Annotated in this window: 11 protein-coding genes and 1 riboswitch; of the genes, 5 read left to right on the top strand and 6 right to left on the bottom strand. The window is 60.9% G+C overall.

From position 1 onward, the window contains the following. Positions 1-240: 240 nt before the first annotated feature. Positions 241-1,662 carry a caspase family protein gene (locus ACP0KA_RS12245; RefSeq protein WP_424629051.1) on the top strand — a complete coding sequence of 474 codons (1,422 nt, stop codon included), beginning with the start codon at positions 241-243 and terminating at the stop codon, positions 1,660-1,662. Between the two features lie 43 nt (positions 1,663-1,705). On the opposite strand, the gene ACP0KA_RS12240 is transcribed toward ACP0KA_RS12245, so the two are convergent. Further along, positions 1,706-2,107 carry a DUF1496 domain-containing protein gene (locus tag ACP0KA_RS12240; RefSeq protein WP_424629050.1) on the bottom strand — a complete coding sequence of 134 codons (402 nt, stop codon included), beginning with the start codon at positions 2,105-2,107 and terminating at the stop codon, positions 1,706-1,708. A gap of 161 nt (positions 2,108-2,268) precedes the next feature. Further along, the gene (locus tag ACP0KA_RS12235; RefSeq protein ID WP_424629049.1) at positions 2,269-3,462 is read right to left on the bottom strand and encodes an ABC transporter substrate-binding protein; all 1,194 of its coding nucleotides are present in this window, start codon (positions 3,460-3,462) and stop codon (positions 2,269-2,271) included. Positions 3,463-3,662: 200 nt separating this feature from the next. Between ACP0KA_RS12235 and ACP0KA_RS12230 the strand changes: the two genes are divergently transcribed. Both ACP0KA_RS12230 and ACP0KA_RS12225 read left to right on the top strand, forming a co-directional pair. Continuing rightward, entirely contained in the window at positions 3,663-4,625 is a 963-nt protein-coding gene (locus ACP0KA_RS12230) for a tripartite tricarboxylate transporter substrate binding protein (RefSeq protein ID WP_424629048.1), read from the top strand. Between the two features lie 10 nt (positions 4,626-4,635). Next, positions 4,636-5,346 (top strand): molybdate ABC transporter substrate-binding protein, encoded by a 711-nt coding sequence (locus ACP0KA_RS12225; RefSeq protein ID WP_424629047.1) that lies wholly within the window; start codon positions 4,636-4,638, stop codon positions 5,344-5,346. On the opposite strand, the gene ACP0KA_RS12220 is transcribed toward ACP0KA_RS12225, so the two are convergent. Then, positions 5,343-5,615, bottom strand: coding sequence for a DUF7662 domain-containing protein (locus ACP0KA_RS12220; protein WP_424629046.1), 273 nt, complete (start codon positions 5,613-5,615; stop codon positions 5,343-5,345). The two genes, ACP0KA_RS12225 and ACP0KA_RS12220, sit on opposite strands and share 4 nt — an antisense overlap. Before the next feature lie 73 nt (positions 5,616-5,688). Between ACP0KA_RS12220 and ACP0KA_RS12215 the strand changes: the two genes are divergently transcribed. Continuing rightward, positions 5,689-6,564, top strand: coding sequence for an SDR family oxidoreductase (locus ACP0KA_RS12215; protein ID WP_424629045.1), 876 nt, complete (start codon positions 5,689-5,691; stop codon positions 6,562-6,564). A gap of 24 nt (positions 6,565-6,588) precedes the next feature. Here the strand turns inward: ACP0KA_RS12215 and ACP0KA_RS12210 are convergent, their stop codons facing one another. Beyond that, positions 6,589-8,901, bottom strand: a complete 2,313-nt coding sequence (locus ACP0KA_RS12210) for a xanthine dehydrogenase family protein molybdopterin-binding subunit (protein ID WP_424629044.1) — start codon at positions 8,899-8,901, stop codon at positions 6,589-6,591. A 239-nt stretch (positions 8,902-9,140) separates the two neighbouring features. Between ACP0KA_RS12210 and ACP0KA_RS12205 the strand changes: the two genes are divergently transcribed. After that, the gene (locus ACP0KA_RS12205; protein ID WP_424629043.1) at positions 9,141-11,267 is read left to right on the top strand and encodes a molybdopterin-containing oxidoreductase family protein; all 2,127 of its coding nucleotides are present in this window, start codon (positions 9,141-9,143) and stop codon (positions 11,265-11,267) included. On the opposite strand, the gene araD is transcribed toward ACP0KA_RS12205, so the two are convergent. Continuing rightward, entirely contained in the window at positions 11,256-12,998 is a 1,743-nt protein-coding gene (gene araD, locus ACP0KA_RS12200) for an L-arabinonate dehydratase (RefSeq protein ID WP_424629042.1), read from the bottom strand. The genes ACP0KA_RS12205 and araD overlap by 12 nt on opposite strands. A 198-nt stretch (positions 12,999-13,196) precedes the next feature. Continuing rightward, a complete protein-coding gene (gene metE, locus ACP0KA_RS12195) occupies positions 13,197-15,557 on the bottom strand; it encodes a 5-methyltetrahydropteroyltriglutamate--homocysteine S-methyltransferase (RefSeq protein WP_424629041.1) in 2,361 nt (786 codons plus the stop codon). Positions 15,558-15,656: 99 nt separating this feature from the next. After that, a riboswitch (cobalamin riboswitch) is annotated at positions 15,657-15,873 on the bottom strand. Positions 15,874-15,951: the final 78 nt, after the last annotated feature.

Raw genomic sequence — 15,951 nt, 5'->3', positions numbered from 1 at the left:
TCGCATCATTCCGCGGCACATTCGTCTGCGAACTTCGGAATCGAAGGACGCTAGCAAGCTATTGTTCTAGTGTGGCTTTGGTTCAGAAGTCCGCATTCCGGACTCGCCGCACGAGTGATGCGGACTTCTGAACCGCCACACTATTTTTTGCGACCTTCCGCCTCTTTTCCGGGCCTCTGCGCGTGTGATAAACAGCGCACCGGACGTTTTTTAGAAAGTGCATTTTTTGGAGAATTGAAGGTGCTGACAGCGCTGCGATCTTTCCTGGTGGTGTGCGCGCTGCTGGCTGTGGCGCAATTGTCCGCGACGTCCGCCCATGCCGACAAGCGCGTTGCGCTGGTGCTCGGCATCTCTTCTTACGAACACGTCGCCAAGCTGCCGAACCCGTCCAACGACGCAGGCGCCATGGCCAATCTGCTCAAAAAGGCAGGCTTTGACGTCGTCGAAACCTATCGCGATGTCGGCATTGCCGCCTTGCGCCGGGCGGTGGGCGATTTCTCGGACAAGGCGCAGGACGCCGATGTCGCCGTGGTGTTTTATGCGGGTCACGGCATCGAGGTGGATGGGACGAACTACCTTGTTCCCGCCGACGCCAAATTGGCGCGCGATTTCGATATCGAGGATGAAGCCCTGTCGCTTGATCGTCTGCTGAAGGCGATCGAACCCGCAAAGCGTTTGCGGCTCGTGATGCTCGATGCCTGCCGCGACAATCCATTTTCCAAGACCATGAAACGCACCGTCGCGTCACGCTCGGTCGGGCGTGGTCTCGCAAAGGTCGAGCCCACTGTCTCCGATACGCTGATCGCCTTCGCCGCGAAAGCAGGCTCGGTCGCGCTCGATGGCGACAACGCCAACAGCCCGTTCACCACAGCGTTGCTCGAAAACATCGCCGTCCCCGGCGTCGATCTGCGCATCGCGTTTGGCCAGGTCCGGGACTCGGTGATGGCAGCGACGGGCCGCAAACAGGAGCCCTACGTCTACGGCTCGCTCGGCGGCAGGACCATCGCCATCGTCGATGCGCCAGCATCGCCCGCTCAAGCTCAAAACAAGCCGGCCGCGGCAGCCACACAGGTTGCGGCTGCGCCGGCGGATCAATCCGCGACGCCACGCACATCCTCACCTGCTCCGTCGTCGGCAGACATCGCGGAAGCCTGGCGGGCCGTCTCCGCAACCAGCAATCCCGCCGTGCTCGAGGCTTTCGTGCGCCGCTTCGGCGACAGCATCTATGGCGACCTCGCCCGCGCGCGCATCCAGGACTTGAAGGTGCAGCAGACCAAGGTGGCTGCCGCGACATCCGACGAACGATCGCTGCAGCCGGCGCAGAAGGTGACGACGCCGGCGGCTTCGTCGCCCGCAGCTTCCGCTCCCGCGGCGACCGCAGCCTCAACCCCGACGAACTATCTCGGGTGCTTCAAGGATCAGGGCAAGCGCGATCTCGACGGACATAATTTCTACGACCGCAACATGACCACGCAGCTGTGTATCTCAACCTGTCGCGAGAAGGGCTTCAGCCACGCCGGAACGCAATACGCGTCATATTGCTTTTGCGGCAACAAGTTCGGCGCCTCCGGCCCGGCCGACAACTGCAACGCCAAGTGCACCGGAAACCGTGACGAGACCTGCGGCGGCACGTGGGCCAATTCGGTGTACAAGGTGAATTGATCGACTTGCGGCGAGATCGCTGCCGCAAGCTCAAGCGAGAAACTTACTCGCAATAAAGCGGGCTATCATCGAACCCAAAGCAGAACGGCGGAGACCCTGTCGGTCGCGTGATCTGCCGACGAATATTGTTCCGCTGCCAGAGCGCACGCTTTTGTGCCTTGGTCAGATGAACGACGGGGCGTGCGCACTTGTCATGGGCATCCTTGTCGGTCGCCACATTCCACAGCGCCTTGCTGCTGTCGGCGGCACACGTCAGCATCAGATTTTTATTCACGCAGACCTGCGCGCCATCGCTGTAAGTCTTGCTGTTGTAGACACAGGTCAGAGCAACCGGCACCGCCGGAGAAGCCGTTGCGGGCGCGGCAGGCTTCGGGGCCGGCGAGGATTGCGCCACGGCGGGCGCACACAGCGCGATCAACAGACAGGAGGCGAAAATATGCTTCATGCGATTTTACTAGCGCGCTGCTGTCTCATCAAAAAGACAATCAGCGCCGGATGCTTAAGAACAATGATTAAAATTCACGCGGATTGAAATATTTGGCCGCTTGGACATTCCGGCCCGGCGAACACGCGCCGGACCGGAATGCTTGACTTTCGTGGTTCGCTTTACTTGGTCAGCGGGCAGCCGCTGTCCTTCGCAGCCGGGAAAGCCTTGTCGCCGGGGACGGTCGAGATCAGCTTGTAGTAGTCCCATGGCTTCTTGGATTCCGACGGCTTCTTGACTTCGAACAGATAGAGGTCATGCACCATGCGGCCGTTGGCCAGTACCTTGCCGCCCTGGGCGAAGTCGTCGTTGACCGGAAGCTCCTTGAGCTTCTTGGTAACCGCCTCCGTATCCTTGGTTCCTGCAGCCTTCACCGCCTTCAGATACTGCAGCACGGCGGAATAGGTGCCCGCCTGAATCATGTTCGGCATGCGGCCTGTGCGTTTGAAGAAGCGCTGTCCAAGATCGCGCGTCTTGTCGTTCAGATCCCAGTAGTAACCTTCGGTCAGCACGAGACCCTGGGCTGCCTGCAGACCGAGACCATGCACCTCTGCCAGCGTCAGCAGCAGACCCGCAAGCTTCTGGCCGCCGGCCACGATGCCGAATTCCGCCGCTTGCTTCACCGAATTGGTGGTGTCGAGACCGGCATTCGCAAGACCGATGACCTTCGCCTTTGAATTCTGTGCCTGCAGCAGGAAGGAGGCAAAGTCAGACGAATTCAGCGGATGGCGAACCGATCCGAGCACCTTGCCGCCCTTGGACTTGACGATGTTGCCGGTATCTTCTTCCAGCGAATATCCGAACGCGTAGTCCGCCGTGAGGAAGAACCAGGTATTGCCGCCGGCTTCAGTCAGCGCGCCGCCCGTTCCGACACCCAGCGCATGAGTATCGAACGCCCAGTGGAAACCGTAGGGCGAGCAGGCATCACCGGTAATACGCGAGGATGCGGCACCGACTACGATGTCGATCTTCTTCATCTGCTTGGACAGATCCTGCACGGCGAGCGCGACCGAGGACGTGGTCAGCTCGGTGATCATGTCGACGCCTTCAACCTCGTACCATTTGCGCGCGATGCTCACGGCGAGGTCCGGCTTGTTCTGGTGATCGGCCTGGACGATCTCGATCTTCTGTCCGAGCACTTCGCCCCCGAAGTCCTCGACAGCCATCTTGGCAATCTCGACGGATCCCTTACCGCCGTAGTCAGCGTACACACCGGACTGGTCGTTCAGAATGCCGATCTTGACCTGCGCTGCGGCCGGCAACGCCGTCGATACGCAAAATGCTGCAACCGCAGCAGCAAGCAATTTTGATTTCATATGTCGCTCCCAGTAAACTTCTTGTTTGAGGCCGTTCCTTTTATACCGACGAAGTCCTTACAGTCATTCGACTTTAGCAGCGATCGTTAAAGCCGCTGCGACACGATCCGGATTTTGCAGCGCAACCTAGATGTCGGGCGGCTGGTAATCCGGTCCCTTTCAGCATCTACTGCAGTAAGACCACGATGCATGAGGAACAGATGGGTCGCTTGACGTTTGCCCTGGCCTTTTGTGCTGCTCTTTTTGCATCGCAATCGTTCGCGCAGGAATTTCCATCGCGACTGGTCAAGATCATCGTGCCTTTCGGGGCCGGCGGCCCTGCGGATGTGACAGCAAGGCTGATCGGCAAAATTCTTCAGGAAGACTTCAAACAGCCTTTCATCGTCGAGAATAGACCCGGCGCAGGAGCTGTGATCGGGACATTGGAAGCCGCGAAGGCACCCGCGGACGGCTATACGCTGCTGATGATGTCGAATGCCCAGACGGCAAACGAATCCCTTTTGCCGCAACGGAATTACGACCTGATGCGCGACTTCATCCCTGTCGCCCCGATCAACAGGTCCGATCTCGTTTTGGTGGTCCATCCATCGGTCCAGGCTAAGGCCCTGTCGGAGTTCATCGCGCTCGCCAAAGCTCATCCTGGAAAACTGAACTACGCGTCATCCGGACAGGGCACGCCGTATCACATGGCCGGCGAACTCTTTAAGGTCATGACCGGCACCAACATTGTTCACGTCCCTCATCGCGGCAGCGGAGAAGCCCGCAACAATGTCATCGGCGGGCAAATCGAGATGATGATCGATGCGGTCACCACCATGGCGCCGAACATCGCCGCGGGACAAGTGCGTGCGCTTGCGACAACGGGGACAACGCGCTCCAGCGTCTTGCCGGATGTGCCGACCGTAGCGGAAGCCGGCGTGCCCGGATATGAGGCCACCATCTGGCTCGGCATCATGGCGCCCGCCGGCACGCCGCAACCCATCGTCGAGCGATTGAACGCCGCGATCAACACCGCTATCAAGCGGCCCGACGTCGTTGACCTGTGGGCCAAGCAGGGCGCCGCGCCCATGTCCATGACGTCGAAAGAGTTCGACAAATTCCTTCGCGGCGACATCGCCAAATGGGCCAACGTCGTCAAAACTATCGACAACAAGGCGCAGTAAAAACCATCCCATGAACACGCTCAAAATTCTCAGCGGCGGCGCCGCTCAGGGACTTGTGGACTCGCTTGCCGCGAAATTCCGCGACATCACCGGCTATGTCATTGAAGGCGAATTCGGTGCGGTCGGCACAATGGCTGAAAAATTGCGGGCCGGTCGGCCTGCAGACGTGTTGATCCTGACGACAGCCGTGCTCGACGCTCTGGCACGTGACGGGTTCATTGTGTCCGGCGCTGCAACCGACGTCGGCCTCGTCGAAGCTGCTATTGCAGTGCGGGCCTCCGATCCGGCTGTTGCTGTCGATACGGCCGATGCGTTGCGCGATTCTCTGCGCGCCTGCGACGCCTTCTTTGTCCCGGATACCAAGGCCTCCACCGCCGGGCAGCACATCGCCAAAGTATTGAGCCAACTTGGCATCGCCGGCGACATGAAAGATCGGCTGCGGGAATTTCCCAATGGTGCGACCGCGATGCGCCACCTTGCCTCATCCGATGCGGCACGTCCGATCGGCTGTACGCAGACCACGGAAATCCTCAACACACCTGGGCTAACGTTGATCGGACCGCTGCCTCCCGGATGCGAGTTGGCGACGATGTATGCCGCCACACCCACAGGGCAGACCACCCACGCGACCGCCGCAACCACGCTGATCAAACTGCTGACCGCATCTGAACAGCACGGTGCCAGGCAGCGCGCAGGCTTTCTAAGCAGATCGGGAAATTAGTGTTTCGGCCTGAATCGGCCCGCGGACAGCTTACGAAAGCGAACACCCTTGCCGTCGCCGAGTCGTGTCGCCTCGTAGCCGCCATCGCGAATGGCATCGCGTTGAGGCCGCGCATTTTCGGGATTGCGTTCTTTCTCCCACCACGTCGCCCGCTGCGAGGCACGCGGCAGCGCAAAGCCGAGGATGTCCTCGATCTGATCGAAGGTCAGAACCAGTTCGATCGCGGTCTGCTGCGACAAATATTCGCGAAGCGGATCGTAGTCGCTCACCTAGTGCTCCAATTTTTGAAGTATTGTTGGACGATAGGTACGTTGCATTGGTAATTTTGAACAGGGCCTTTTCGTGAAACTCTTTGTCTTCGGTCTCGGTTACAGCGGCAGATACATCGCCGAACGGCACCTGGCGAATGGGCACAGCGTAACTGGAACCGTGCGCTCACGTGATAAGGCGGAGGTGCTTTCAAGCTCCGGCCTGATCGCGCGAGTTTTCAGCCCGGATGAAAGCGACGGCGAGATCGAAGCCGACCTGCAGGCAGCCGAAGCTGTGCTGATCTCGGCGCCGCCGGCCGCGGATGGCGATCCGGTTCTGATCGCCTTCGCGCAGCATATCGCCGCAGCTCCGAACTTACGTTGGATCGGCTATCTGTCGACCGTTGGCGTCTATGGCAACCATGATGGCGCATGGGTTGACGAAGATACTTCCGTCAATCCGGGCAATGCACGCTCGCGTTATCGCGCGAATGCCGAACAGGCGTGGCTTTCATTCGGCGCGGCGAATGATGTCGCGGTCCACATCTTCCGGCTCGCCGGCATTTATGGTCCGGGCCAGAACCAGCTTGTGCAATTGGCCAAAGAGACGGCACGCCGCGTGATCAAACCCGGGCAAGTGTTCAACCGCATCCATGTCGAGGACATTGCGCGCGCGGTCGACGCGTCGCTGGACCGGCCATACGCGGGAAGAATCTACAACGTGACGGATAATGAACCGGCGCCGCCACAGGACGTGGTGACGTTTGCCGCAAACCTCTGCGGTTGCGAGCCGCCGCGCGAACTCGACATCGAAAATGCCGGCCTCACCGAGATGGGCCGGTCATTCTTTGCCGAGAACAAACGCGTCCGAAATCTCCGCCTGCGCGACGAGCTCGGCGTGACGCTGGCCTATCCAACCTATCGCGAAGGCCTGACCGCGCTCCGGGCAGCGGGAGATGGGCCGAACTGATGGTCCAACTCCCGGCTCGTCCGGTTATGCCGCGCGAATGGCTTCCCAGACCTTCATTGGCGAGAGCGGCGTCTGCAGGGTTTTGACGCCAAGCTCGCTCAACGCATCGATGACGGCGTTGGTGACACAGGGCGGTCCGCCGATCGCTCCCGATTCGCCACAGCCTTTGGCCCCCAAGGGATTCGTTTTGCAAGGCGCCGCTTCATCGAGCGTGACCTCGATCGGCGGAATGTCGCTGGCGCGCGGGATGCAGTAATCCTGATACGTCGCGGTGATCAATTGACCTTCAGCATCGTAGGCGACGCCTTCATACAACGCCTGACCAATCCCCTGCGCCACGCCGCCATGGATCTGCCCTGCGACCAGCATGGGATTGATGGCGATCCCGACGTCGTCGACCGTGGTGTAACGCACCACGCTGGTGATGCCGGTCTGCGGATCGATCTCGACTTCGCAGATGTGCGTGCCATTTGGCCAGCTTGGTGCATCCACCTCGCCCTGGCTGTCGACGCTCAGCCGGCCGCCCTGCTCGTGCTTCGCCAGATCGAACAGGCTGACGCGACGGTCGGTGCCGACCACCGTCAACCAGCCATCACTGTATTCGATGTCACCCAATGAAGCTTCAAGAAGGTTCGATGCTTTCTCGCGCGCCTTTTCGATGAGATCAACAGTCGAGACCGCAACCGCGGTGCCGCCAACGAACAACGAGCGCGAGCCTACGCTGCCGCCGCCGGTCGCAAGATCCGTGTTGCCTTGGATCACGTCGATGCGATCGATCGGAATACCGAGTGCGGTCGCGGCGATCTGCGAATAGGCCGTCTGCAGGCCTTGCCCCATGGCCTGGGTGCCCGAATGCAAGACGACGCGTCCTTCAGTGGTCGCCGAAATCGTCACTTTCTCAACGTGCACGCGACCGCCGGTCCATTCGATGTAGCTTGTGAGACCGCGGCCATAGAGCAGGCCTTTCTTCTTCGCCGCCTTCTTGCGCGCAGCAAACCCGTTCCAGTCCGAGAGCTCCGACGCACGTTCAAGCATGTGAGCGAAGGCGCCGCTGTCGTAAACCTGACCGACAGCGTTCTTGTAGGGAATCTGCGCCGGCTTGATGAAATTCACCTTGCGGATCTGGCGCGGGTCCATCTTGAGCTGGCGCGCCGCCGCATCCATCAATCGCTCGACAATGAAGACCGCTTCCGGCCGCCCGGCGCCGCGATAAGGCCCGGTTGGCGCAGTATTCGTCAGCACCGCCTTGATGTCGAAGTGGATCAGTGGAAGGTCGTAAACACCCGTGGCGACGAACGGACCAAGCACCAGCGGAATGATCAGGCCGGCGCCTGTCAGGTAGGCGCCCGTACCGCCATACGAGCGCACGCGGAACGCCTGCACCCGTCCCTTTTCATCGAGCGCGAACTCTCCGACAGATGTCAGGTCGCGGCCATGCGAGCCGCCAACGAACTCATCGATACGCTCGCCGCGCCAACGCACCTTGCCGCCGAGTTTCGTTGCGGCGTAGGCGACAATACCGTCCTCCGGAGAGAGATTGGTCTTCTGGCCGAAGCCGCCCCCGATATCCCCGACCAGCACGTGAACGCTGTCCTTCGGGCGTTTCAGCACCGCATCAGCAAGAACGTCACGCGTGGCAGTCGGAGTTTGTGACTGCACGTAAAGCGTCAGCCGTCCGGTCTTCTTGTCGACTTCCGCAATCGTACTGCGCGGCTCCATCGCCGCCGGCACAAGGCGCTGGCTCACGATGTCGAGCGATACGACATGCTTGGCCTTGGCAAACGCCGCTTCGACAGCCTCGGCATCGCCATAGCTCATCGCAGCCGCGATATTGTCCGGTGCATCCTTCCATACCACAGGCGCTCCGGGCGCGACCGCTGCAACAGGATCGACGACGGCCGGCAACACGTCGTAATCGACCACGATGGCTTCAGCCGCAGTCTGGGCCGCGCTACGAGACGTGGCAACTACGGCCGCGACCGGCTCACCGGCGAACCGCACGGTCTCATGGGCCAGCAGCCGGCGTGGAGGAGCCGCCAAAGCCGAACCATCGGGCCGTTTGAAAATCGGCAAGGTCGGCAGCGAGCCAATATTGTCCGCGACCAGATCGGCGCCGGTGAAAATCGCTTTGATCCCCGGAAGCTCAGAGGCCGATTTGGCGTCAATCGACTTGATGTTCGCATGAGCATGTGGCGACCGCAGGACGTACAGCCAAAGCGCGCCGTCTTCCGGCTTGTCGTCGATGAAATGCCCCGTACCGGTGAGAAGTCTTTGGTCTTCGAGACGCTTGACGGACTGGCCCGCGCCGAAACGCATGTTGCCGGGCAGAATATTCATCGACAATTCCTCAATTGGCTTCACAGGGGCTCATGCGGGCGGCATCTCCCCACGTCTTCAAGACAGAGATAGTCCCCAAGGCGGAAGCAGCATAGCCCCCTGCGGGTTGGGCTTCGCATAGCACATCTGCATCCCCTGCGTTGAGTCGTACAGACTGATTTTTCCGAGCTAAAATCAGGCAGAAGGGTGCCTTCCGCGACGCTTTGCATGTCCTCGGACATCCGACTAAACTTGGCGCCATGAACGAGATGTTCCGTCCCAAGACCGCTCGCAGCGCTGCGGTAAAGCCCATTCGCACTGCGGCCACGGCCTGTCCGCACGATTGCCCTTCCACCTGCGCGCTCGAGGTGGACATCCTCGACGAACGCACCATCGGCCGCGTCCGTGGTGCGGCGGACAATGGCTACACCGCTGGCGTGATTTGCGCCAAGGTCGCGCGCTACGCCGAGCGCATCCATCATCCGGATCGCCTGCTGCAGCCGCTGCGGCGGACCGGCGCAAAAGGCTCCGGCACGTTCGAGCCGATCGCATGGGACGATGCGCTCGACCTCGTCGCCGAAGCGTTCATCAAAGCCGAACAGCGGCACGGATCGGAAGCGATCTGGCCCTATCAATATGCCGGAACCATGGGACTGGTGATGCGGGACGGCATCCACCGCCTGCGTCACGTCAAGAAATATTCCGGCTTCCATTCGACCATTTGCGTCAACCCCGCGTGGACGGGCTTCATCGCCGGCACTGGGCTTCTTGCAGGCCCCGATCCGCGCGAGATGGCAAAGTCGGACTGCGTGGTGATCTGGGGCACCAATGCCGTGAGCACGCAGGTCAACGTGATGACCCACGCGGTGCGCGCGCGCAAGGACCGCGGCGCCAAGATTGTCGCCATCGACGTCTACATGAACGGCACCATGCTACAGGCCGACCTGCCGATCCTGATCCGCCCCGGCACTGATGGCGCACTCGCCTGCGCAGTGATGCACTGCGTGTTTCGTGACGGAAAAGCCGACCGCGATTTCCTCGCGCAGCACACCGATGCACCGCTCGAGCTCGAAGAGCATCTGCGCAGCCGCGGGCCGGAGTGGGCGTCGCGGATCACCGGCTGTCCGGTGGAGACCATCGAGGAATTCGCCCGACTCGTCGGAGATACCAAGCGAACGTATTTCCGGCTCGGTTACGGATTTTCGCGCTCACGCAACGGCGCGCCCAACATGCATGCGGCGAGTTGCATTGCCGCCGTCACCGGCGCCTGGCGTTACGAAGGCGGCGGCGCGTTTCACAACAACGGCGCGATCTTTCACTGGGACAAGACACTGATCGAAGGACTCGACGCCGTCGATCCCTCGATCCGTTCGCTCGACCAGTCGCGCATCGGAGCGGTGTTGTGTGGCGACGCAGAGGCCCTGTGGAACGGCCCGCCGGTCACGGCCATGCTGATCCAGAACACCAACCCGATCTCCGTGGCGCCCAACCAGACTCTCGTCAAACAGGGATTCGCGCGCGAGGACCTGTTCGTCTGCGTCCACGAGCAATTCATGACGGAGACTGCCCAGGTCGCTGACCTGGTGTTGCCGGCCACCATGTTTTTGGAACACGACGATGTCTACCAGGGCGGCGGACACCAGTACATTCTCGCCGGGCCCAAGCTGATCGAAGCGCCCGGAGAATGCCGCTCCAATCACGAGGTGATCGTTGGGTTGGCGAAACGGCTTGGCGCGGAGCATCGCGGCTTCGACATGAGTCCGCACGAGATCATCGATTGGACCTTGCAGCATTCGGGCTGGGGCGATTGGGAAAGTCTGAAGCGTAACCGCTGGGTCGACTGTCAACCGGATTTCGACACCGCGCACTACACCAAGGGCTTCGCATGGCCCGGCGGCAAATTCCGCTTCAAGCCGGAATGGCCCACAGTGCCGTTCCGCAGTCCGTGGCATTCCGGCCCCGTCGATGACATGCCGGTGCTGCCGGATCACTGGCAGGTGATCGAAGAGGCAGATGAAGAGCACGGCTTCCGGCTGGCGACCTCACCGGCACGCAGCTTCCTCAATTCGACGTTCACGGAAACGCCCACTGCACTCGGCCGCGAGCAGAAGCCAACGGTGATGATCCATCCGGACGATGCCGCAGCGCTGTCGATTAGCGACGGCGACAAGGTGATCCTCGGCAATCGTCGCGGCGAGGTGCGCCTGCATGCCAAGCTGTTCGATGGCGTCCGGCGTGGTGTGCTGATCGCCGAATCGATCTGGCCGAATGCAGCCTACGAAGACGGACGCGGCATCAATACCCTGACCGGCGCCGATCCGATCGCGCCCTATGGCGGCGCGGCCGTTCACGACAACCGGGTCTGGATCAAACCGTCAGTAAATTGACGGTTCGTCCACCGGACCGCCGAAACTGCTTTCAAGGAAATCGAAGTCGCAGCCCTCATTGGCTTGCCGGATGTGGCGCGTGAACATCCAGCCGTAACCACGCTCGTAGTGCGGCTCCGGCGCCTTCCATTCCGCGCGGCGCCTCGCCAGTTCCTCTTCCGGCACATCCAGATTGATAGTGCGCGCCGCGACGTCGAGCGTGATCTGATCGCCGTTGCGCACCAAGGCCAACGGCCCGCCGATGTAAGACTCCGGCGCGACATGCAGGATGCACGCGCCGTAGCTGGTGCCGCTCATGCGCGCATCCGAGAGCCGCACCATGTCCCGCACGCCCTGTTTCACCAGTTTGGTCGGGATCGGCAGCATGCCCCATTCCGGCATGCCGGGACCACCTTGCGGACCAGCATTGCGCAGGATCAGCACATGATCCGCGGTGACATCGAGATCTTCGCGATCGATCGCCGCCTTCATCGACGGGTAATCGTCGAACACCAGCGCCGGGCCGGAATGCTTCAGGAAACGGGGCTCACAGGCACTGGGCTTGATCACGCAGCCATCGGGCGCCAGATTGCCACGCAGCACCGCCAACGCGCCCTCGGCATAAATCGGATCGTCGACCGTGCGAATGACGTCGTCGTTATAGACTTCCGCGCCGGCGATGTTTTCGCCAAGGGTTTTACCGGTGACGGTCAGCGCATCGAGATGCAGATGATCGCGAATGCGCATCATCAATGCAGGCAACCCACCGGCGTAGAAGAAGTCCTCCATAAGGTAGGTATCACCACTGGGACGAACATTGGCGATCACCGGCACCTTGCGGCTCGCCCGCTCGAAATCATCGAGGCCAATGTCCTGCCCGGCGCGTCTCGCCTGCGCGATGACGTGAATGATGGCGTTGGTCGAACAGCCCATCGCCATCGCCACCGTAATCGCGTTCTCGAACGCCTTGCGAGTCTGGACCTTTTGCGGCGTGAGATCTTCCCACACCATGTCCACGATGCGGCGGCCGCATTCAGAGCTCATGCGGATATGACCGGCGTCCGCCGCGGGTATCGACGAGGCGCCCGGCAGCGTCATGCCGATGGCTTCGGCAATCGCCGTCATCGTGCTGGCCGTGCCCATGGTCATGCACGTGCCGTAGCTGCGCGCGATACCGGCTTCGACGTTCACCCATTCTTCGGCTGTGATCTTGCCGGCGCGGCGCTCGTCCCAGTACTTCCAGGCATCCGAGCCGGAGCCCAGCGTCTTGCCCTTCCAGTTGCCGCGCAGCATCGGTCCGGCCGGAAGGTAAATCGTCGGCAGCCCCATGCTGGTCGCGCCCAGCAGCAGCGCAGGTGTGGTTTTGTCGCACCCGCCCATCAGCACCACACCGTCGACCGGATGACCGCGCAGCAACTCTTCGGCGTCCATGGCCAGAAGATTGCGGTAGAGCATGGTCGTCGGCTTGAGCAGGGATTCCGAGAGCGACAGCGCTGGCAATTCAATCGGGAAGCCGCCGGCCTGCAACACGCCGCGCTTCACGTCGTCCACGCGGGTTTTGAAATGCATGTGGCACGGCTGGGCGTCCGACCATGTGTTCAGGATCGCAATCACCGGACGGCCCACCCACTCCTCGGGGGCATAACCCATTTGCATGGCACGGGATCGATGCCCGAACGACCTCAGGTCATCCGGCGCGAACCAGCGGGCGCTTCGGAGCGATTTGGGGTCTTTTCTTGTTGTAGTCGACATTGCTGCACCTGCGGGAAACGGGAGGTTTAATCGCCTCATAGCATACGCCAGCGACGTCGGTCACGGGGCGCACTGAACTCGGGGCGCAAGGGACAGCAGCAGATTTCAGCCAGTGACAAGGGCATGTGACGGGACCACGACATAAAACGAGCGCGTCAAACCTGACGCGCTCGTACAGACTTTCAGGAAAAGAGTGTGTTACTGAAGACTTCGCGCCAGCTTCGCGGCCTCCACCATGTTGGACAGCGCCGCCTTCACCTCCGGCCATTTGCGCGTCTTCAGACCGCAGTCCGGATTGATCCAGATCTGATCGGGGCTCAGATTGCGTCGCGCCTTGTCGATCAAGGCCGTCATTTCGGACACGTCCGGCACGCGCGGCGAGTGGATGTCGTAGACGCCCGGACCGATTTCATTCGGGTACTTGTAGTTTACGAAGGCATCCAGCAATTCCATCTTCGAACGCGACGTCTCGATCGAAATGACATCGGCATCCATCGCTCCGATCGCGTCGATGATGTCGTTGAATTCGGCGTAACACATATGAGTATGGATCTGAGTCTGATCCGTGACACCGCCTGCCGAGATCCTGAAGCACTCAACCGCCCAGTCGAGATAGGCTTTCCAGTCCGCCTTGCGCAGCGGCAACCCCTCGCGAAGCGCGGGCTCATCAACCTGGATGACGCCGATGCCTGACTTTTCAAGATCGACGACCTCGTCGCGCAACGCAAAGGCGATCTGACGGCAGACTTGGTCTCGCGACAGATCATCACGCACAAACGACCATTGCAGCATGGTCACCGGTCCTGTCAGCATGCCCTTCATCGGCCGCTTCGTCAGCGACTGGGCATAGGACGACCACTCGACCGTCATCGGCTTCGGACGCGAGACATCGCCGAAAATGATCGGCGGGCGGACGTAACGTGAGCCGTAGCTCTGCACCCAGCCGTGTTTTGTGAATGCATAACCCGACAATTGCTCGCCGAAATACTGCACCATGTCATTCCGCTCGAACTCGCCATGGACGAGCACATCGATGCCAATGTCTTCCTGCCAGCGCACGGCCGCTTCCGTCTCGCGGCGCAGGAAAGCGTTGTAGCTGGCATCGTCGAGGGCACCCTTGACGTGCGCCGCGCGTGCCTTGCGGACCTCTTCTGTTTGCGGGAATGATCCGATGGTTGTCGTCGGGAACGCCGGCAGGTCGAGGACATCGCCTTGCAGCCTGCGGCGCTGCGCGAACGGACTGTTGCGACGCGCGACCTCAGGCGAAATATTTTCAGCGCGTCGTTTCACGGCCGGATTGTGGATCTTCGGGGATGACGCGCGCTTTTTGGCAATGGCATCCGACACCCGCAGTACTTCACTCACCGAATCGCGCCCCAGCGACAGCGCGTGGCTGAGAGTGGTCAGTTCAACCATCTTCTGGACGGAAAACGAGAGCCAGCTCTTCAGATCCGGATCCAGATCGGCTTCCTGGTTGAGGTCGATCGGCACGTGAAGCATCGAGCATGACGGCGCCAGTTGCAGGCGATCTGGTTCCCTGCTTTCAACGAGAGGTTCGATCTCATTGAGGAGCTTCGACAGATCCGTTCGCCAGATGTTGCGGCCATCGATCACGCCCAGAGAGAGGACAACGTCGGCGGGCATGGCCTGAGAGGCGGTCGACAGCTGCTGTTTGCCGCGAACCAAATCCAGATGCACACCGGCCACAGGCAATCGGGCGACCAGATTCACGTTCTCGCCGAGACCGCCAAAATAGGTCGCGAGCATGATCTTGATGCCCGGAACCTTCAGCGCGAATTCACTGTAAACCGTCTTCAACGCGGCGACCGTGGCCGCATCGCAATCGAGCGCCAGACAGGGCTCATCCAGTTGCACCCACTCCGCGCCTTCTGCTGCCAGCTGCTTCAACACTTCAACATAGACCGGCAACAGTTTGGGCAGCAGCGATAGCCTGTCGAAGCCCTCACTTGCTTCCTTGCCGAGCTTGAGGAATGTCACCGGCCCCACGAGAACAGGCCGGGTCTGATAACCCAATGCTTTTGCTTCGCGGTATTCGTCGATCACCTTGGTCGAGGCGAGCGAAAACTTCTGATCCCTGGAAAATTCAGGGACCATGTAGTGGTAATTGGTATCGAACCACTTCGTCATTTCCTGTGCGGGAACGCCATGACCATGATGATGATCTCCGTGTCCACAGGCACCGTGCTCTCCGACGTCCGTCTGGCTGCCGCGCGCCATCGCGAAATACGTCTCGAGTGACACCGGTCCGCCAGCCCAGCCGTAGATGGCGGGAATGGCGCCGACCATGACGCTGGTGTCGAGCACGTGATCGTAGAGAGAGAAATCGTTCGATGGGATGATAGTCACACCCAGCTCGTGCTGGCGCTTCCAGCTTGCCGCGCGAAGCTGCGCAGCAATCTCAAGCAATGCCGCCTGATTGATTTTACCCGACCAGAACTGCTCGAGTGCGGCTTTGAGTTCACGCCGCAGACCAATGCGCGGAACACCCAGCGTGCTGACTGGAATTGAAGACTTGGTCGCAGAAGAGAGAGTCGACATCGAAACCCCGTGATGTTGCTGGGGGGAGTCGGACATGCGCACACAAGGAAGGCGGGGATGCCGTCTTCTGCAAGCGACACACCGGGGCACCCCGCCCGTGGACGTTATGACATCGCGGCAGGTCTCCTGGCTCACGGGTCAACGCTCACACCCAGCCTTCCCGAAGCTTACGCCTCAGTGGCATCGACAGGTGAAGCTCGCCGCTCACAGTTGCGGGGGCAGCTCCGGCTTTGCCGACCATTCAAGGTTCAGCTCACCGAATTCCCTCTTAGCTCCGGATCGACGACCCCGGAGAACCACGACATGGACGTTATGGGCAGCGGCGCGTGGGAGGTCAATCCGCGCAATGTCCCAACTCTTTGCGCGGGATGGCGTTGAAGCCATGCTGCCCACT

Origin of the sequence: Bradyrhizobium sp. SYSU BS000235 (assembly GCF_049747295.1) — a bacterium.
Taxonomy (GTDB): Bacteria; Pseudomonadota; Alphaproteobacteria; order Rhizobiales; family Xanthobacteraceae; genus Afipia.
The sequence above is the reverse complement of the archived record's forward strand: the minus strand, read 5'-3'. Positions and strand labels throughout refer to the sequence as shown.

Excerpts from the sequence above, each read along its gene's own strand:
- ACP0KA_RS12240 (WP_424629050.1), bottom strand. The coding sequence starts at position 2,107 with ATGAAGCATATTTTCGCCTCCTGTCTGTTGATCGCGCTGTGTGCGCCC.
- ACP0KA_RS12205 (WP_424629043.1), top strand. The coding sequence starts at position 9,141 with ATGAACGAGATGTTCCGTCCCAAGACCGCTCGCAGCGCTGCGGTAAAG.
- ACP0KA_RS12225 (WP_424629047.1), top strand. The coding sequence starts at position 4,636 with ATGAACACGCTCAAAATTCTCAGCGGCGGCGCCGCTCAGGGACTTGTG.
- ACP0KA_RS12230 (WP_424629048.1), top strand. The coding sequence starts at position 3,663 with ATGGGTCGCTTGACGTTTGCCCTGGCCTTTTGTGCTGCTCTTTTTGCA.
- araD (WP_424629042.1), bottom strand. The coding sequence starts at position 12,998 with ATGTCGACTACAACAAGAAAAGACCCCAAATCGCTCCGAAGCGCCCGC.
- ACP0KA_RS12210 (WP_424629044.1), bottom strand. The coding sequence starts at position 8,901 with ATGAATATTCTGCCCGGCAACATGCGTTTCGGCGCGGGCCAGTCCGTC.
- metE (WP_424629041.1), bottom strand. The coding sequence starts at position 15,557 with ATGTCGACTCTCTCTTCTGCGACCAAGTCTTCAATTCCAGTCAGCACG.
- ACP0KA_RS12235 (WP_424629049.1), bottom strand. The coding sequence starts at position 3,462 with ATGAAATCAAAATTGCTTGCTGCTGCGGTTGCAGCATTTTGCGTATCG.